Annotated in this window: 15 protein-coding genes; all 15 read right to left on the minus strand. The window is 48.8% G+C overall.

Going from position 1 to position 19,051, the window contains the following annotated elements:
* Positions 1 to 22 precede the first annotated feature (22 nt).
* The 15 genes from M3191_RS00090 to M3191_RS00160 all read right to left on the minus strand — a co-directional run bounded on the left by M3191_RS00090 (position 23) and on the right by M3191_RS00160 (position 19,046).
* On the minus strand, positions 23 to 2,287 hold the full coding sequence (locus M3191_RS00090) for an S-layer homology domain-containing protein (RefSeq protein WP_251697420.1): 2,265 nt from the start codon (positions 2,285 to 2,287) through the stop codon (positions 23 to 25).
* Positions 2,288 to 2,395: 108 nt separating this feature from the next.
* Positions 2,396 to 3,361: a hypothetical protein gene (locus M3191_RS00095; protein ID WP_251697421.1), complete on the minus strand. Its 966-nt coding sequence runs from the start codon at positions 3,359 to 3,361 to the stop codon at positions 2,396 to 2,398.
* Positions 3,362 to 3,545: 184 nt separating this feature from the next.
* Positions 3,546 to 4,130 (minus strand): 3-isopropylmalate dehydratase small subunit, encoded by a 585-nt coding sequence (gene leuD, locus M3191_RS00100; RefSeq protein WP_251697422.1) that lies wholly within the window; start codon positions 4,128 to 4,130, stop codon positions 3,546 to 3,548.
* A gap of 32 nt (positions 4,131 to 4,162) precedes the next feature.
* Entirely contained in the window at positions 4,163 to 5,572 is a 1,410-nt protein-coding gene (leuC, locus tag M3191_RS00105; RefSeq protein ID WP_251697423.1) for a 3-isopropylmalate dehydratase large subunit, read from the minus strand.
* A gap of 19 nt (positions 5,573 to 5,591) precedes the next feature.
* Positions 5,592 to 6,692 (minus strand): 3-isopropylmalate dehydrogenase, encoded by a 1,101-nt coding sequence (gene leuB, locus M3191_RS00110; protein WP_251697424.1) that lies wholly within the window; start codon positions 6,690 to 6,692, stop codon positions 5,592 to 5,594.
* Between the two features lie 381 nt (positions 6,693 to 7,073).
* On the minus strand, positions 7,074 to 8,618 hold the full coding sequence (locus tag M3191_RS00115; protein ID WP_251697425.1) for a 2-isopropylmalate synthase: 1,545 nt from the start codon (positions 8,616 to 8,618) through the stop codon (positions 7,074 to 7,076).
* Positions 8,605 to 9,639, minus strand: coding sequence for a ketol-acid reductoisomerase (gene ilvC / locus M3191_RS00120; protein ID WP_251697426.1), 1,035 nt, complete (start codon positions 9,637 to 9,639; stop codon positions 8,605 to 8,607). Before ilvC ends, M3191_RS00115 begins: the two co-directional genes overlap by 14 nt.
* Before the next feature lie 34 nt (positions 9,640 to 9,673).
* Entirely contained in the window at positions 9,674 to 10,189 is a 516-nt protein-coding gene (ilvN, locus tag M3191_RS00125; RefSeq protein ID WP_251693811.1) for an acetolactate synthase small subunit, read from the minus strand.
* Positions 10,186 to 11,913 carry an acetolactate synthase large subunit gene (gene ilvB, locus M3191_RS00130; RefSeq protein WP_251698045.1) on the minus strand — a complete coding sequence of 576 codons (1,728 nt, stop codon included), beginning with the start codon at positions 11,911 to 11,913 and terminating at the stop codon, positions 10,186 to 10,188. The genes ilvN and ilvB overlap by 4 nt, the downstream gene beginning before the upstream one ends.
* Before the next feature lie 375 nt (positions 11,914 to 12,288).
* Positions 12,289 to 13,956, minus strand: coding sequence for a dihydroxy-acid dehydratase (gene ilvD / locus M3191_RS00135; RefSeq protein WP_251697427.1), 1,668 nt, complete (start codon positions 13,954 to 13,956; stop codon positions 12,289 to 12,291).
* A 505-nt stretch (positions 13,957 to 14,461) separates the two neighbouring features.
* Positions 14,462 to 15,004: an IseA DL-endopeptidase inhibitor family protein gene (locus tag M3191_RS00140; RefSeq protein WP_251697428.1), complete on the minus strand. Its 543-nt coding sequence runs from the start codon at positions 15,002 to 15,004 to the stop codon at positions 14,462 to 14,464.
* Between the two features lie 83 nt (positions 15,005 to 15,087).
* Positions 15,088 to 16,059 (minus strand): bile acid:sodium symporter family protein, encoded by a 972-nt coding sequence (locus tag M3191_RS00145; protein ID WP_251697429.1) that lies wholly within the window; start codon positions 16,057 to 16,059, stop codon positions 15,088 to 15,090.
* 65 nt (positions 16,060 to 16,124) lie between these two features.
* Positions 16,125 to 16,430, minus strand: a complete 306-nt coding sequence (locus tag M3191_RS00150; RefSeq protein ID WP_251697430.1) for a Zn-ribbon domain-containing OB-fold protein — start codon at positions 16,428 to 16,430, stop codon at positions 16,125 to 16,127.
* 4 nt (positions 16,431 to 16,434) lie between these two features.
* Entirely contained in the window at positions 16,435 to 17,568 is a 1,134-nt protein-coding gene (locus M3191_RS00155) for a thiolase C-terminal domain-containing protein (RefSeq protein WP_251697431.1), read from the minus strand.
* Positions 17,565 to 19,046, minus strand: a complete 1,482-nt coding sequence (locus M3191_RS00160) for a class I adenylate-forming enzyme family protein (RefSeq protein ID WP_251697432.1) — start codon at positions 19,044 to 19,046, stop codon at positions 17,565 to 17,567. Before M3191_RS00160 ends, M3191_RS00155 begins: the two co-directional genes overlap by 4 nt.
* Positions 19,047 to 19,051: the final 5 nt, after the last annotated feature.

The raw sequence follows: 19,051 nt of genomic DNA on the forward strand, positions 1-19,051 counted from the left end.
TCTCAGTACGGGATTTTTTTCGTTATAGTGCATCTGTATGTTCAACGCCTGCCGGCAATAATTCCGGCATGCCGATGCGGTCTAGGCCTTCTTTGATTTTCGTCGTGTAGCCTTTATTATTTTTATCCATATAGCCCGCCTTTGAAATGATCATCTTTTCAAGGACTGCAGTCTTCGAAGGATCGATTTCAGACCACATTTCATAAGAATGGATGAGATCCTCCAATGTCAAATGCACGTAATCCTCTCCGACAAATGTACGGTCAGGCGATATTTTATACCAAATATCCCCATTCGGCCGAATCCATTTATTCACATCCTTCTCAAGGGCGGATTGGATACTTTCAGCCGTTTGCAAGTACACGGGATCACCAAGTTCCTTATAGGCAAGCAAGAGGATATTCATTCCTCCGAGCAAGTGGTTCATCGAGCTGTGCGTCTTCACGTTTTGCTTTGAAGGGAAATAATCCTGGATGTAAAACGAGTTGGAATCCACTCTGATGATATTGCCTTTCCCTTTTTGGGATACGAGCAGATCTGCATAGTTTTTCAATCCAAGCGTATAATCGTCATGCCCGAACGCCTTTCCTCCGTTATAAAGGAAGAGAGCAATCTGTTCGTTGAATCGCGTATCCACGAATGGAGCCGTAATGCCGAACAGGTTTTTCAAGTACGTACTCGTCACTTCAGTTTCCCAATACGTGCGCTCGCCCCGGAAAATATCGAGGTTTGCAAATGAATTGAATAGCAGGCTTTCAAAATAGCGTTCTTTCGTTTGATTGTACATCGCCATCGTACGGTCCTCTTTTACGAGGAGCAAGTTGCGGCCATAGCCCCGTCCTGATTTCGGCATCGGCTCGATGGTTGTCGCCATTTTGTTGTATGGACCATTCGCTGTATACCATTTGTTGCGCTTCTTATAGTATGTGGCTGATTCAAGCATCCACCGATCCATGCTTTGATGGTTGGAGAAAAGCAGTTCATCGGAAACGAGAAGCCATTGATCGACAATGTCATACCCTCTTGACTTCAATGTATAGACGGAAAGCTGTGTATCCCCAAGAAGGATTCCGCTGAATGACTCACTTTCATCCATCAATTCACGTGTATGGCTGCTTGCGCCGTTTGGATACGTTTGTGTCAGCTCTCTCGATCGGTACGCTTTCCCGATCATCCGCTGCGCCTTATCCCCTTCGGCAGATGTCTTTTCAAAGACGCCGGTCGGATATGTTGTTAGATCGAAACCGAATGTGCCGTCCGACTCTTTTTTAATCGGATAGCGGCTGTACTCACGCAAAATGCCTTTTTCTACATTGCTTTCAGTCTGAATGACATCAATTGTGATCGGCATCCGTTGAGGGTTTCTCAGTTCCGTGAAAATGAAATAATCGCCATTTTCAAGCTGTCGTTTTGTAACATTTACAACAGCAGGTGATAGGCCGCCAACTTTATACGTATAAGTGATATCCGTTGAATGGGCGTGCTTTCTCGTCTTTTCACCCGCGAATTGCAAGTAGTTATTAGAACGGAGATATGTTTTATCCCCTTCTGTAATCGGCACTTCTACAAAATTCTGTTCGTGACGAACCGTTTCATAGTTTCCAAGCATCGGCGGTTTATTGAAGACAATTTCTTGACCCTCTTCAATTTTCCCCGTTTGCACCATCGCACGATGAAGGAATACAACGTAAGTTGCGCGATTCACCGCAGTTTTCGGATCGAACGTGCCATCTTCTTTACCAGTCGTGATCCCGTGCTGCGCTAGAATTCTAACGCCATCTTTATGCGATGCGCTGATCCGGTTTTCATCCTTGAATCGGATGTCTTCACCCGTATCCTGCAAGTCGAAGGCACGTACGATGACCGTCGCCATCTGTTCACGTGTCAATGAATCCGCGACACCGAATGTGCCGTCCTCTTTTCCAAGGAAGATTTCAGCTTTGTACGTCGACATCGCCCCTTTTAGATGGGAGGACTTGCTGCTGACATCCTTGAAAATCGGTTCATATGGCGCGTCGGGTAATTGAAGCGCGCTTGATAAGAGATTCGCCGCCTGACCACGTGATACTTCAAGCGCCGGTCTGAACTGCTTGTCCGGGTAGCCATTAATGATTCCCATATCGACAAGCTGCGTGACTTCGTTTTTAGCCCAAAACTCATTATGTATATCAGAAAAGTTCTGATCCATCGCTATTGTATTTGCATCTGTCTGGCTGCAGCCGAATAGCACTAGCGCCAAGGACATCACGCTCGCAAGCACGGCAGTCGTCATTTTATTTTTTGTCACTTCTTTTCAACCTCCTAAACTTCTAGAATCTTGTCCTATCATACCACACAAATCGACACAAAAACCCCCTAGTTTTTAGGAGGTCATAGGTGCTTTCTTGTTTTTCAATTAGACAATGCTATACTTCCGTTCTTCTGCCTGTTGATTCAGACGGTCCCGCAAAGCATCGCTAGACGATTGTGCTTCGGGCCGTTCTTTCTTTTCAAATAGCTCCGATGCAAGATTGACTGTGCTGAACTGGCGAGCGAACTGCTCCATTTTTGCGACTGTCGCTTCGGTAAGTGCGGATGATGCTTGCTCCACAATTCCGACGTTTACCGCTTGATCATTTTGTTGAGGAACTTGGTGTTTCGCTTCTTCAATAATTGACGGTTGTACCGGTATTGTATTGAATGAAGAGGATGCGACATTCCGCTCATAAGCGCCTTTATTGATGGATGCTGCAATTTTCGCGATATCCGGCCGATATTCTTGCACAGCTTCCAACGCAAAAGCCATTTCGTTCGGATGATCCGCGAAATAAGGGTTTTCATACCAATATTGATCTTCGAAGCGCCCTTGTGACGCGGCAAGTGAATTATTGTACGGCGAATTGTACCAGTCACTCGATGGCTTCGAAATGCCATGAGCTGCTGCCAATTTAGGGTCTTGGGCGAATGCAATGACGTGCGGTACTTCTCCCGGAGCGTTTTTGAAATCTGTAATAAGCTCATCCAGACGTGCTTTCCGTTTCGCGATTTCCGCCTGATCGCCTGACTGGACCGCCTCTTTCAATGAACGGTTTTGCACATCGATGAGGTTGCCGTAATACAGCTTATTCTGCTTCATTTCACCGCCGACTTTGTCGTACCAGGCTGGATGCTGTTTTGCTTGAAATTGATGGTAGTCTGACCAATCATTCGTGCGCACCGCTTCAAGGATCAGCGAGTTGCGGCCTTGGTTCACTGCAGCCAACGGATTAATCGCGGCCGCTTCCTTGCCCCATACTTTCCGCCAACCGTCACCCGTTGTGCTGTTGACATCCTTTACTTGCATCGAGAAGGATTGCCGGTCATTCAATACGGAAACAAACACTCGAACACCCCTTGTTTAAAATAGTATCTATGTCATTGACAAAATTCAGTACGTTTTTCTCTATTGTACACTATTTCGACAGGAGTAGACAGATAATATAATAGATTCAATGAGAACCTTTTTAGGAGAACGAGAACTCCATTAAAAAATCCACCTCCCGTTTGATGGAAAGGTGGATCGATAGTTAAGCATGCTGTTTTTCGTATGCGGCGATTTGCTCTTCATATTGGAACGTCAACGAAATTTCGTCCCATCCATTCAATAACATCTGCTTGTAATACGGGTCGATGTCGAATGTATATGTTTTCCCGTCTTCGCCTATTACCGTCTGCTGTTCAAGATCGATTTCCAATGTATAAGGAGCGGTCTCGCCTTTGGTTAAAAGCTCTTCGACCTCCTCAATACGAAGCCGGATCGGCAGGATGCCATTCTTGAAGCAGTTATTATGGAAAATATCCGCAAACGACGGAGCAATGACGACTTCGAATCCATAGTCCAGGATTGCCCACGGCGCATGCTCCCTGGAGGATCCGCACCCGAAGTTGTCATGGGCGACGAGGATCTTGGATTCTTTAAACCGGTCTTCATTCAGGACAAATTCTTTGTTTTCCGTACCGTCCGCCTGGAATCGCCAATGGTGGAAAAGGTATTTTCCGAAGCCGGTCCGTTCGATACGCTTCAGGAATTCCTTTGATATGATTTGGTCCGTATCAACATTTTTTCGATTCAAAGGCGTTATGACGCTGCGCACTTCATTGATCGGTTTCATGGAATCATCCTTTCTTCATCGAGCTTTGTTCATTAAGCGTGGGCCAATTTCATTGTACGAACGTCTGTAAAATGTCCGGAAATCGCTGCAGCCGCCGCCATTGCAGGACTCATCAGATGGGTGCGGGAGCCCGCCCCTTGCCTGCCTTCAAAGTTCCGGTTCGATGTTGAAGCGCATCTCTCGCCAGCCGGTACGACGTCATCGTTCATCGCGAGGCACATGCTGCAGCCCGATTCGCGCCATTCGAATCCGGCTTCGAGGAACACTTTATCCAAACCTTCCTCTTCTGCCTGCCGTTTCACCTTGCGCGAACCAGGAACAACGATTGCCGTCACATTCGGATGCACTTTCTGCCCTGCGATCACTTCAGCTGCGGCCCGTAGATCGCTCAAGCGGGCGTTCGTGCAAGAGCCGATAAATACGTGCTGGATTTCAATTGAAGAAAGTGGAGTCCCTTCTTCGAGCCCCATATAGGCGAGCGCTTTTTTCAACGCTTCCTTATCGGATTCATCCGCAAAATCTTCCGAGGACGGCACATTTGCGCTGATGCCAGACCCCATCGAAGGATTTGTGCCCCAAGTGATAAACGGCTCAATTTCATTAGCATCGATTTCAAGAACTGTATCGTATGCCGCCCCTTCGTCAGTTGCCAATGAAAGCCATTCTTCCGCAGCCTCATCAAACGCTTCGCCCTCGGGGACATGACGACGCCCTCTCAAGTACTCGATCGTCGTCTCGTCCGGGCTGATCAAACCGGCTTTCGCTCCTGCTTCAATGGACATATTGCAAATCGTCATCCGTTCCTCCATCGTCATGGAGCGGATTGCTTCGCCTGTATACTCAGCGATATGCCCCGTTCCGACGTCAATGCCGAATTTAGCGATAATGGCTAGAATGACGTCTTTCGCAGTAACGCCGAATCCGAGTTTGCCATTGATCCGAATTTCCATCGTTTTCGGTTTTGATTGCCAAAGCGTCTGTGTCGATAGGACGTGCTCGACCTCGCTCGTGCCGATTCCGAATGCGATGGCTCCGAATGCGCCATGTGTAGATGTATGGCTATCCCCGCAGACAATCGTCTTACCGGGCTGCGTCAAACCGAGTTCAGGACCGATAATATGGACGATCCCCTGGTCCGGATGCTCCATATCGGCAAGCTCAATGCCAAACTCCTCGCAATTTTTCTCCAATGTCGTGATCTGCTTTTTAGCAATCGGATCGTTGATGATCGGCAAATTCCGGGTCGGAACGTTATGATCCATCGTCGCGAAGCAGAGATCGGGGCGCCGCACTTTCCGCCCCGCCAGCCGCAAGCCTTCAAACGCTTGAGGTGAAGTCACTTCATGCAATAAATGAAGGTCGATATATAAGAGGTCAGGTTTCCCCTGTTCTTCGTATACGATATGCTGCTCCCAAATTTTTTCGATGATCGTCTTAGGCATAGTAATTTCTCCTTCCGTTTCAGACATATGAAAACATGATGCTATTCGAGACGAACTGCAAATCCAGCTCACCGATCACTTTATCCGTCCAATCCATCGTCGAAAGGGCACGATCTGATCCACCCGCAAGGTCCGCAGTAAAATGCCCATCCTCAAATACGGTATCAACCGCTTTTTCGATAGCCGCCGCTTCCGTCTCCATTTCGAATGAATAACGGAGCATCATCGCCGCCGACAAAATGGCTGCTGCGGGATTCGCGATGCCCATGCCCGCAATCTCAGGCGCTGAACCATGGACAGGTTCGTAAAGGCCGAATCCATCGGAACGAACGCTTGCAGATGGCATGAGGCCGAGCGAACCGGTGATGACGGATGCTTCGTCGCTTAAAATGTCGCCGAACATGTTTTCAGTGACGACAACGTCAAAGGATTTCGGATTTGTAATCAATTTCATTGCCGCCGAGTCGACGAGCTGATGCTCGACTTCGATATCCGGATATCTTTCGCGCTTTTCTTCGACAACTTCACGCCAAAGCTTACTTGACTCCAACACATTCGCCTTATCGACGGATGTCACTTTTCCCCGTCTCATCCGCGCCAGCTCAAACGCCTTTTCAACGATGCGTTCGATTTCTTCACGTGTGTAGACGAGCGTATCGACTGCGGAAGTCGGTGTCTTGCGGCTCGGCTGTCCGAAGTAGATGCCGCCTGTCAGTTCTCGGACGATCATCATATCGACTTCCCGAACAATTTCCTCTTTAAGAGGAGAAGCTTGAAGCAAGGAAGGGACTGCCTTGACCGGCCGCAGGTTCGCGAATAAATCAAAGTGCTTCCTGATGGCGAGCAACCCTTTTTCCGGTCGCATTTCTGACGGATTCCGATCCCATTTTGGACCGCCGACAGCCCCTAAGAGCACTGCATCAGCTGATTCACAGAGTTCAACTGTTTCCTTCGGGAGCGGGTTATTGAATGAATCGATCGCCGCTCCTCCGATTGAACCGTAATTGAAATGGAATGTGTGGTTGAATCGTCTTGCAACCACTTCAAGAACTCGCACAGCCGCCGACGTTACTTCCGGTCCGATTCCATCGCCCTGTAATACAGCTACTCTTTTTTCCATTGAACTTCTCCTCCTTGTTGTCTTCCTAATTTACGTAATCTTCAGACTGAAGAGCGTGTAAATAATCCGGATTTCCGCTTCAGGCGGAAGCTTTCCGTGGGCGTCGCTTCAGCCTCCTCACTTCGCTTTCGCTCCGTTGCGGGGTCTTCTGCTGACGCTTTTCCCACAGGAGTCGCCGCCTTCCGCTTCAATCCTTATAGATCCCGTCTAAAATATAACTTCTATATACTAGAAACGCATAAACAGCTAGAATTACGCATAAATCCTTGTAAAAGCTCATAAACTGCAAAATTCACTCATAAACTGCTAAACTCACGCATAAATCGTGATATTCACGCATAAATCCCCACAATTACGCATAACGCAATTTCATGCCAGCTATTATTGACTAACTGTTTCCGCCACTTTCACTTGATCTTTCACTAATTTCCTATTAATAGCGTTCAAATAAGCTTTTGCGGATGCTTCCAGGACGTCTTGTGAAACGTCGCGTCCTGTGAACGTTTCGCCGTTGAAGCGCAAGTTGACGACTGCTTCTCCTAGTGCATCGCGGCCTTTGCCGATCGATGTGACGCGGTAATCCAGTATATTGACTTGCCCTTTGACGAGGAGTTCAAGTGCATTGAAGATCGCTTCGACTGAACCTGCGCCCGTTGTGGCAACGACAACGTTCTCCCCTGAAGGGACATTCGCTGCGATTGTTGCCGTAGGAACATTGGACGTGCCATATTGGACTTGCACATTCGTCAATTCATAGATCTCTGCATCCGCGTAAGCAATCTGCTTTCCTGTGAAGAGGACGAACAGATCGTCTTCTGTAATTTCCTTCTTGCGGTCGGCGAGCTTTTTGAACTCGACAAACGCTTCATTCATTTGCGCGTCGCTCAGCTCAAAGCCCATTGATACAGCTCGATCCTTGAATGCGTGGCGGCCTGAATGCTTGCCGAGTGCTAACGGAGCCGTCGTTTCACCGATCAGTTCCGGTGTGATGATTTCATACGTTTCCCGGTTTTTCAGCATGCCATCCTGATGGATTCCGGATTCATGGGCGAATGCGTTTTTCCCGACAACCGCCTTGTTCGGCTGGATGACGACGCCTGTCAACTGACTGACCAATTGGCTTGTGCGCTTGATCTCCTGCAAGTTAATGCCCGTTTCAAACCCATAAACGTCTTTGCGTATATGAAGTGCGACTGCGATTTCTTCGAGCGCTGCATTTCCAGCCCGTTCACCGATCCCGTTAATCGTGCCTTCGACTTGGTCGGCACCATTTTCAATCGCTGCGATGGAGTTGGCGACAGCCATTCCTAAGTCGTTATGACAATGCGCGGATAGCTTCACACGCTCAATGCCTGTCACATTCTCCTTCAAGAATTTGAATAAAGCGCCGTATTCCTGAGGCGTTGCATAACCGACCGTGTCAGGGATGTTAATTGTCGTCGCACCGGCTTTGATTACTTGATTGATGATCCGGACGAGGAATGCAGGGTCGGAACGGAATGCGTCTTCTGCTGACCATTGAACGAGTGGAAAGAATTTTTTTGCGTATTTTACGGCTTCAACTGCAATGTCTACGACTTGGTCAGGCGTCTTCATCAATTTATGCTCCATATGGATTGGAGAAGTGGCCAAGAATACGTGAAGATGAGGTTGCTGTCCGCCTTTCAGTGCTTCCCATGATGTATCGATATCGCTTTTCATTGCTCGGGCAAGCCCTGTGACAGTCGAGTTCTTGACTGTATTTGCAATTCGCTGCACTGCTTCAAAATCACCAGGTGAGGAAGCAGGAAACCCTGCTTCGATCACCGTAGCGCCAAAACGTTCTAGTTGGCGGGCAATTTCCATCTTTTCGGCCGTGTTCAGATTGATCCCGGCCGATTGTTCACCATCACGAAGTGTCGTATCAAAGATGTCAATTTTTCGCACTACCCACCACTTCCTCCTGTTTTGATTTCTTGCCTTCATTCACGAATGGCATCATCGCACGAAGCTTTTCGCCGACGACTTCAATTTGATGCTTCTCTTCCGATTCCTCATATGCATTGTAATTCGGACGGCCGTTTTCATTTTCTGCAATCCAGCCTTCTGCGAATTTGCCTTCTTGAATATCCGTCAAAATGTCTTTCATGCGTGCTTTCGTATCCGCATCAACGACACGCGGTCCTGACACGTAATCGCCCCATTCAGCAGTGTCGGAAATCGAATAGCGCATTCCGGACATGCCGCCTTCGTACATGAGGTCGACGATCAGTTTCAATTCATGCAACGTTTCGAAATAAGCAAGTTCAGGCTGATAACCCGCTTCCACCAACGTTTCGAAGCCTGCTTTGACGAGGGAAGTCAATCCACCGCACAGTACTGCCTGCTCACCGAATAGATCTGTTTCCGTCTCTTCTTTGAATGAAGTTTCAAGCACGCCTGCACGAGCTGAACCGATTCCTTTCGCATATGCGAGCGCAACGTCTTTTGCTTGCCCGGAAACGTCTTGGTATACCGCGAATAATGCCGGTACGCCAGCGCCTGCTTCATATGTTCTGCGGACGAGATGCCCCGGGCCTTTCGGAGCGACGAGGAATACGTCGACGTCTGCAGGAGGTACGATCTGTCCGAAGTGGACGTTGAATCCGTGAGCGAACACGAGTGATTTGCCCGCTTTTAGTGCCGGTTGGATCTCTTCTTCATACACTTGCTTCTGTCTTTCGTCTGGAAGGAGGATCATGATAAGATCCGCTTGTTCAGCTGCTTCAGCTACTGTTTTCACGTCTAGTCCGTCTTCTTTCGCTTGATCATATGATTTTCCTGGGCGTACGCCGACGACTACGTTGAATCCTGAGTCTTTCAAGTTTTGTGCATGTGCGTGGCCTTGCGATCCGTAACCGACGATTGCGATCGTCTTTCCTTGTAGTAGTCCTTCATTGATATCCTGGTTATAATACATTTTAGCCATTGTTAGTTCCTCCTCGAATTTAGGTTTTATCTATTTATTTTAAAATGGATAACTGTGGTGAATTGACCTTTTGGATTTCACGGGTGAATGCCGTTGCTCCGGTCCTTGATAATTCTTTGATGCCATAAGGTTTTACGAGATCGATGAATGCCTCGATTTTCTCGGGGGCGCCTGTCACTTGATACGTGACGACGTTTTTCCCGGAGTCGATGACCGTTGCGCGGAACGGTTCGATGATGCTATTGATTTCGCTTCGCGCATGCGGTGGAGAGACGACTTTCACAAGCGCCAGTTCCCGCATGACGATTGCCTTGTCAGTGATGTCATTCACTTTGATGACGTCAATCTGCTTTTGCAGCTGCTTAAGCAGCTGTTCGATTTTCCGTTCATCCTCGACATGGACGATGAATGTCATTTTTGACATGCCCGGCTGTTCGGAATGCCCGACTGTGATGCTTTCAATGTTGAATTGCCGTTTCATCAGCAATCCAGTCACCCGGTTCAGCACCCCGCTTTGATTGATGACCGTCACTGTAATAACTCTTCTCATTTGCTCTTCACCCCGATCATTTCCTGTAGTCCTTTTCCTGGGGCAACCATCGGATAGACGTTTTCCAGCATTTTCACCCGGCAATCGATGAGTACTGGTTCATCCGACAGAAGAGCCTCCCGGAAAATTTGTTCAGCGTCCTCTTTTTTCGTGATGCGGTACCCTTTCAGGTCATATGCTTCCGCAAGCTTGACGAAATCCGGCTGGACGGGAATCAATGATTGTGAGTAGCGTTCATCGTAGAACGTCTCCTGCCATTGGCGCACCATTCCGAGAGCTCCGTTATTCAAGATGACGACTTTTACCGGGATTCTCATCTCTTGGAGGAGGGATAGCTCCTGCGCTGTCATTTGGAAACCGCCATCGCCCACGATCGCGACTACCCTTTCATCCGGCTTCGCGATTTGCGCGCCGATTGCAGCGGGGAATCCGAAGCCCATCGTTCCGAGCCCCCCCGACGTGACCCAAAAGTCGGGATTGTTCAATGAATAATATTGGGCCGCCCACATCTGATGCTGTCCGACGTCAGTCGTGACGATTGCATCCCCCTCGGTAATGCGGTGAATCATTTGGATTGCTTCCTGAGGCAAGAATTCGTGCTCGTCGACGTTGTACCATAACGGCGCTTCTTCCTGCATACCTCTCAAATATGCGAGCCACTCTTCAGTGTCCGGCGCATGGAATTCCTGGTTGAGCAATGCTTGCAATGCTTCCTTCGAGTCCGCCACGATCGGGATTTCGGTCGGGACGTTTTTTCCGATTTCCGCAGGGTCGATGTCAATATGAATGATTTTTGCATGCGGTGCGAAAGTTTGCAGATTTCCTGTCAGCCTGTCGTCGAAACGCGCACCGACGTTTATCAACAAGTCGCACTCGCTAATTGCCATATTCGCCGTATATGTTCCGTGCATGCCTGCCATGCCTAGGAACAGTTCATGGTGTCCGGCGATGCTGCCGAGTCCAAGCAGTGTGTTCGTGACTGGAATCCGTTTTGTTTCCACCAATGTTTTCAGTTCTTCCATCGCCTGCCCGTGCAATACGCCTGCCCCGGCCAGGATGAGCGGCTTCCGTGCAAAGCGGATCGCTTCCGCCGCCTTCTGTATTTGCAAGTAATTCGGAGTGGTCGTAGGCTGGTAGCCCGGCAGATTCACCTCAGCATCGCGTTCCTCTTCCGTGACGAAGATTTCCGTAGCCACGTTTTTCGGAATATCAACGACAACTGGACCGCGTCTTCCTGTTGAAGCGATATGGAATGCTTCTTTGATGATCCTCGGAAGGTCCGCGACGTCTCGCACCTGGTAGTTATGCTTTGTGATCGGCTGCGTAATTCCGATGATATCCGCCTCCTGGAATGCATCCGTCCCGATGACGGTGCTTGCCACTTGTCCTGTGAAAACGACGAGCGGCAATGAATCCATCATCGCATCCGTAATCCCCGTCACCAGATTCGTCGCGCCCGGACCAGATGTCGCAATGACAACGCCCGGTTTTCCGGATACTCGCGCATAGCCTTCCGCTGCGTGGATGGCTCCCTGTTCATGACGGGCAAGCACATGGGGAATCGGATCCTTGTATAATGCGTCATAAATTGGTAGGACGGCACCTCCAGGGTAACCGAAAATGACTTCGACACCTTGGTCTTTCAACCCTTGAATCAAGACCGCAGAACCATCCATCGGTTGATTATTCTGTTTTTCGTCTTGAGATTTCGGCGTCATTTCCATAACTGCCTGCTTCGTTTGAACTTCCGCACTCATATACGAACTCCTCCTTACTTTTCTAATGGTTAATTTTTATTAAAAAAGAAAAGCCTTTTCTCCCCACACAAAGAAACCTCGTTCTTCGTATAAGGGATGAAAAAGCTTTTCATGGTACCACCCTTGTTCGCGACATTTGCCGCCTCGTGAACAGTCGCAAGAGAGCGACCATTCGCTGATAACGAGCCCGTCGTCTTGCACGAGCCCGGGATTGCCTACTCGGTTTCCCTTTCAGCAGTCCACTCCGAGGTGATATCGCGGATAGTTGCATTGCCGGCTTCCAGCACGACCGGCTCTCTGTGAATGCAAGGATCTATCCCCTTTTGCCCCATCATCGAATTGTTATATTTTCATCACTCCGCCTGTACTTGCGGACGTGACAAGTTTTGAGTATCTGGCCAAATAGCCTTTTTTGATTTTAGGTTCAAATGGTTGCAGCTTCGATTTGCGCGCTGCCAATATTTCGTCTGACACTTTCAACTCGATGGTCCGGTTCGTCAAATCGATGTCGATGATATCTCCATCTTCAACCAATGCGATTGGACCGCCTTCAGCTGCTTCCGGTGAAATATGGCCGATGGAGATGCCTCGGGATGCTCCGGAGAACCTGCCATCAGTAACGAGCGCCACTTTCGTTCCTAATCCTCTTCCCTGGATGGACGACGTCGGAGCCAGCATTTCCGGCATGCCCGGCCCGCCTTTCGGACCTTCGTAGCGGATGACGACGACATGCCCTTCACGGACCGTGCCGTTGTCGATGTTCTCCTGCGCAGCTTCCTGGGATTCGAAGACGATCGCTTCACCAGTGAACTGCTTGATCGAAGGATCGACCGCTCCCACTTTGATGACTCCGCCGTCAGGAGCAATATTTCCAAATAGGACAGATAAGCCGCCTACCGGACTGTACGGATTATCCTTCGTCCGAATCACTTGATCGTTTGTAATATGATAGTCCTGGACGTCCTCCCTCATCGTTTTTCCTGTGATGGTAATACGATCAGGATGGATGGCTCCAGGTATTTTTGTAAGTTCATTGATAATGGCACTGACGCCGCCTGCTTTGAAAATGTCATCCATTGAGATATCGGATGCCGGCATGATTTTCGCTAAATACGGAACCCGTTCGGCAACTGTGTTAATATCCTGGACGCTATATTCGATTTCCGCTTCGTGTGCAATCGCCAATGTATGTAGAACCGTATTGGTCGATCCGCCCATCGCCATATCGAGTGCAAAAGCATCATCGATCGCTTCCTTCGTAATGATGTCACGCGGTTTGACATCCTCTTTCACCATGCGGATCAAGTTCTTAGCCGCTTCCTTGATCAGCCTGTGGCGTTCATCGGAAGTTGCGACGATTGTTCCATTGCCGGGCAACGCCATTCCTAGCATTTCCATGAGGCAGTTCATAGAGTTCGCCGTGAACATTCCTGAGCACGAGCCGCATGTCGGACATGCATTGGCTTCTATGTCGAGAAGCTCTTCCGCCGTCATTTTTCCAGATTTGTATGCTCCGACCCCTTCGAATACGGATGTAAGGGACAGCGGTGAACCTGACGAGGAAACACCCGCTTCCATCGGTCCACCCGATACGAAGACGGAAGGGACATTCGTCCGGACTGCCGCCATGAGCATGCCCGGCGTGATCTTGTCACAGTTCGGAATGTAGAACACTCCATCGAACCAGTGGGCATTGATGACCGTTTCGGCAGAATCCGCAATCAGTTCGCGGCTCGGCAGTGAGTAACGCATTCCGATATGCCCCATCGCGATTCCATCATCTACACCGATCGTGTTGAACTCGAATGGAACCCCGCCTGCTTCCCAAATTGCCTCTTTTACAATTTCAGCAAATTTATTTAAATGTTTGTGACCTGGAATAATATCAATATATGAATTACATACACCGATGAAAGGTTTCTCCAAATCTTTCGTTTTAACACCCGTTGCGTAAAGGAGACTCCTATGAGGCGCACGGTCAATCCCTTTTTTAATCATGTCACTTCTCATTGCTATCTCTCCTAATCAAATCATCCAAGAACATTCTCACTAAATGAATTGCGTGAAATGAATCACATATCTAAATAGATTGTTGCTATCATATATCGTATTTTTGCCTACGTCAACCGTCTTTTTATAATTATTGTTCAATTATGAATTATAGTATATTTTGTATCCGCTTACATCGGCGATATATTGCATATCATAGGAAGTATGACAGTTTGAAAATATTTTTTATTTCATTGTTGCTGTTGGTGATTGATGAGTGGAACTTTAGTAAGTAGATGGAATTGATTCCGCGGATTGAAGACTTTTAGTAAGATTTTATGGAGAAATTTAAAAACGCTTTTGCTGAATGGCAAAAGCGCATAAATTTGAAACGACGCGCATAAGTCACTCCGGAAACGCATAAATCGCAGCAAACACGCATATTTTTTTTATGCGCACTAAGAATGATTTATGCGTCATTATTTGGATTTATGAGTGTTTGGGGGAAGTTATGCGCTTTTCCCTGCTATTCATTGAATTTATCGATCCGCCAGCCTGATTTCTTCACGTAGTCGTAGCTTACGATGATCGTCTCGGCGGTTCGGGTGTCTCCGATAGGGACGGTGATTTCGAACGTCTTCCTGTCTTTTTTCGATTTTAACTCTCTTGCTGTCGCAATCTCCCATTGGAGCAGCAAGCCCGGTGCTTCTTCAGCGACAGGCGAGGCCAATTTCCCTTTATGTTTCAATATGCCGTTATCTTTCATAAACCGTTTCGCTTTTTTCTTCGTGACGAATTTGTGCAGTTCTGCTTTGATCTTCTTCTTGGAATCCAAGTGGGCGGCCAAATAGCGATATTCCAATCCTTTATGGGCGAATGTCTTATACTCGCCTTCCTTGTACAACCCGCCGGCCTTGATGATTGCGGCCGATCCGGTCCATGCGGTTGCAAGTTCAACGGCCCCTTTAGGCGCAAGGTCGGCTTGGCCAATTGGTCGTTTCCCGCCGCAAGCCGATGTCGTGAGCAATAGTAAAATGACCGCCACTATGTTCATTGTCCTCTTTTTCAATGTGCAACCCCCTGACTGGCTAATACTTAAACGTATGAACTAGTAGGAGGCGGCATACGCCGAGATGGCGATTTCAGCGTTTTTCATTCACTCACTGCAACGGAATCGTTCTTTTGCAATTTGAATTTATTCTCAAACAGACTTGCCACAAGTGCCCCGACTGTCAGGTTGACGACCATATTGGCGACGGCGGGAACAGCAGCGAGCGAGCTGACGTGCTCCATCGCAAGCGTCGCGGCAAGGGCAGTGTTGCAGATGCCTGTATGAAAGAGGATTGCGCGGGCGTTCTGTTCGGGCACCTTCAGCAGCTTCGCGATGAAATAGCCGCCAGCCATCGGGATGCACACTTGAAGGAAGACTGCTGCGAATACGAGTGGCAGCACCGATAAATTCTGCTCCAATGATTGCTGTGCGCTCGAAATGACAGAAAGAATAACGATGAACAACGCGAGCTGGGAAAGGACCGATGTGTATGGCTTGATGACTTCGACCTTTTTTGTCCACTTCCATTGGATGAACAATCCTGCCAATAATGGTATGAACACGATATAAATGATATTCAGGAACAGCGGCCAAAACGCAATCGGTATCAACTTTCCTGCAAACACTTGCACGAGGGTCGGTGTTAATATCGGCGAGATGAAAGTATCCATCGTTGCCATCGTAATGCTTAATGCCACTTCGCCGCCCGCGATGAATGTGTAGATGTTGGCCGACGTGCCGCTTGGTACGGTCCCCGCCAAAATGACGCCTGTCGCAATTTCCGCTTCGTCCTTGAAAAATAGATAAGCAATCACAATCGAAACGCCGACTGTCATTGTCCACTTGAGGAAGACACCGATGAATGCGAATTTCGGGTTTTTGATGACCTCCATCAGTTTATCCGTCGATAATGATAGGCCCATCAGGAGGAAGATCGTTCCGAGTCCGGCGCCTGTCAAACTGCGTATCGGAATGAAGATACCAGGTGCCAAGTAAGCGATTACGGATAGCAGGACAATCCATATCGGCAAATATTTCGAAACGATTCCTGTTGCCACTTGCAATGCTTTCAACGGATTTCCTCCTTTACAAAAAGACATGCGCCTGGAATCAACAAACCGATTCCAAGCACAAGCCGTCATATTCTCGTATATAAATACGCGCCATTCTCAATTTTGTCCAAATCAGCCTTATCACCGATCTGAACCGGGTTATCCATCCTGGCGGTCACTTTAACATTTGCCTCGTCAAGTTGGATAAGCGCAATTGTATATGGAGCGATATCCGCAAACTCGGCAGGGGCGATATGGATGTCCGTGAAGCTGAATACCGTTCCTTTCGGAGACACTTCCTGCGCTTCAAGCTTGCCGGTTCGGCACTGCGGGCATGTGTATTTCGATGAGACGCTTGCGTAATCGCATGAATTGCATTTAAAAATCTTCATGTCTTCACACCCTCTCCAAAATATGCACCGTTGAATACGAGCCTGTGCCGCCCAAGTTTTGAGCCAATGCAAGCTTCGCCCCGTCCACTTGGTTCGGAGCCGTGCCCCGAAGCTGCCTGACGAGTTGGTAAATTTGAGCGATTCCCGTCGCACCGATCGGATGTCCTCGCGATAGCAATCCACCGCTCGTATTGACCGGCTTGTCCCCAGTCGATTTCGTCCGTCCTTCTTCGACTGCTTTCCATCCTTCACGCTTGTTGAAGAATCCCAATTCCTCGATGGCGAGCACTTCCGTCATCGAAAAGCAGTCATGAATTTCTACTACGTCGATATCTTCCGGGCCGACGCCCGCCTTTTCATAGGCAAGACGGCCAGATTCCCGGATGGCCGGAATCGATAACAGATCATCAGCGTCCTGCATTTGAGTAGGACCCGAGTTTTGGGCGGATGAGCGGATATGCACGCCCGACTTCTTCTTCGAGATGACGAGAGCTGCTGCCCCGTCCGTCATCGGTGAGCAATCGAACAAGCCTAACGGATTCGTGATGATCCGCGCATTCATGATTTCATCCAGCGTTGCAGGCTTTTGGAATTGTGCAAGCGGATTATTGAGTGCATGCTCGCGGTTCTTCAAGGCTACCATCGCCAAATGTTTTTTTGACGCGCCTGTTTCGTAGAAATACCGGTTGGCCAATACGCCGAAAAATCCTGGGAACGTCAATCCAGCCTGCTTTTCATTTGAATCATTATCCATCGCTGCATTGATTGCCTGTGTCACGTCGGATGTGGACGCATGCTTCATTTTCTCAACGCCCGCCACGAGGACCGTTTCGTATTCCCCGCTTAAAATCCCCATAATTCCTTGCCGCAAAGCAATTCCGCCTGAAGCGCAAGCTCCCTCGACCTTCGCTGTCGGAATGAATCCTAGTCCCAATTCATTGGCGACGATCGCACCAAGGATTTCCTGGTTATAGATGGCGCCTCCCATGAAGTTCCCAACATATACAGCATCGACTTTCGGATTTCCCGCATCTTCCAATGCTTGGATGCACGCTTCCAACAATAATTCCTTCATTGACCTGTCGACGAACGTCCCGAACTGTGTCATTCCAATTCCGTGGACATATACACTAGTCATACTTTGACCTCCTCATGCTTGTTCCGGAGTTCCCGTTTCAGGATTTTGCCGTACGAGCTCTTCGGCAGTTCATCCACGATATGAATCTCTTTCGGTTTTTTGAAGCTGGCCATGTTTTCGATGCATAAATTGATGAGTTCCTCTTCCGTCACTTCTGCCGTACCATTCAAGACGACATATGCGATGACATTCTCACCCCATTTGTCATCTGGAACGCCGATGACGCAAGTCTCCTTCACGCCCGTATGCAAATAGAGCACTTCCTCCACTTCACGCGGATAAATATTGACGCCCCCTGAAATGATGACGTCCTTTTTGCGGTCGACGATATGAAGATACCCTTCCGCGCTCTTCCAACCGAGATCTCCAGTATGGAGCCAGCCGTCCTTCAACGTCTCTTCCGTCGCCTGCTTATTATTCCAATAGCCTTGCATGACGAGGGATCCTTTGCAGATGATTTCGCCCACTTCTCCGTCAGCGACTTCATTCCCTTCGTCATCGACGATCTTCATATCGACGAAAAGTCCTGTGCGCCCGCATGATTCAAGCCTGTTCGCCATTTCCTTCTTCGGCATCATCGTAATGCACATCGGTGCTTCTACTTGTCCGTACGTCTGAGCGAAAATCGGACCGGCGAGCGACAATGCCTGTTCAAGCTTAGATGCAGCAATCGCAGAGCCTGCCATATTGATCGTCTTCAACGTTGACAGCTTCGCCGGATCGAAATTCGGGTGTTGGATCATCAAGTTCACCATCGTCGGCACGAGGAAAATCGTCGATACTCGCTCCCTCGCCAAGTCACTGACGAATTCTTCCGGCTCGAATTTATCGAATACGACTTGCGTCAATCCATACAGCCAGGCGACATGTGAAAGGAAGTTGCTGCCGTGCGTCAATGGCGCGACATGCCCGATGATGTCGTCGTAGTCCGTATCACAAGCGGCTGCAAGCGACAAAGCGCCCGATATCATATTGCGGTGTGACAGCATGACGCCTTTCGGATTGCCCGTCGTTCCCGATGTATACATGATCGCGAACAGATCGTCTTCCCCGATTTCTTCTATATAATGTTTTCCGAGGTGCGCTTTGACGGCTTGTTCATAGTCCTCCCCGATATTCAGTACGGCTACATCCGTTCCGATTGGTTCAATCAATTCCGGGTCCCCGATGACCAGGCTCACGTCGGCATCTTTCAGCATATAGTCATGCTCCTTCGGATGTAGCCGATAATTCAATGGGACTTTGATGACACCAGTGAGCGCTGTTGCAACGTCAAGTTCGATATGTTCGAGTCGATTCGCCATAAGGATACCGACCCGATCGCCTTTGCGCAGTCCCGTTTCATGGAAATATGCTGTCAGGGCGAAAACCCGTTCCATCATTTCCCGATATGTAAGTAACCGATCCTTATCCTTCACAGCCACCTTGTCCGGATAGGCGGCGGCCGATTTCATTGCCAACTTCCCCAATGTTTCCATGCCCC

It is taken from the genome of Sporosarcina luteola, from assembly GCF_023715535.1.
Lineage (GTDB): Bacteria > Bacillota > Bacilli > Bacillales_A > Planococcaceae > Sporosarcina > Sporosarcina luteola_B.

Bases quoted from the DNA above. Each gene is read 5' to 3' on its own strand.
- ilvC (WP_251697426.1), bottom strand. From the start codon at position 9,639: ATGGCTAAAATGTATTATAACCAGGATATCAATGAAGGACTACTACAA.
- M3191_RS00160 (WP_251697432.1), bottom strand. From the start codon at position 19,046: ATGGAAACATTGGGGAAGTTGGCAATGAAATCGGCCGCCGCCTATCCG.
- ilvB (WP_251698045.1), bottom strand. From the start codon at position 11,913: ATGGAAATGACGCCGAAATCTCAAGACGAAAAACAGAATAATCAACCG.
- leuC (WP_251697423.1), bottom strand. From the start codon at position 5,572: ATGCCTAAGACGATCATCGAAAAAATTTGGGAGCAGCATATCGTATAC.
- ilvN (WP_251693811.1), bottom strand. From the start codon at position 10,189: ATGAGAAGAGTTATTACAGTGACGGTCATCAATCAAAGCGGGGTGCTG.
- leuD (WP_251697422.1), bottom strand. From the start codon at position 4,130: ATGAAACCGATCAATGAAGTGCGCAGCGTCATAACGCCTTTGAATCGA.
- M3191_RS00155 (WP_251697431.1), bottom strand. From the start codon at position 17,568: ATGACTAGTGTATATGTCCACGGAATTGGAATGACACAGTTCGGGACG.
- ilvD (WP_251697427.1), bottom strand. From the start codon at position 13,956: ATGAGAAGTGACATGATTAAAAAAGGGATTGACCGTGCGCCTCATAGG.
- leuB (WP_251697424.1), bottom strand. From the start codon at position 6,692: ATGGAAAAAAGAGTAGCTGTATTACAGGGCGATGGAATCGGACCGGAA.
- M3191_RS00150 (WP_251697430.1), bottom strand. From the start codon at position 16,430: ATGAAGATTTTTAAATGCAATTCATGCGATTACGCAAGCGTCTCATCG.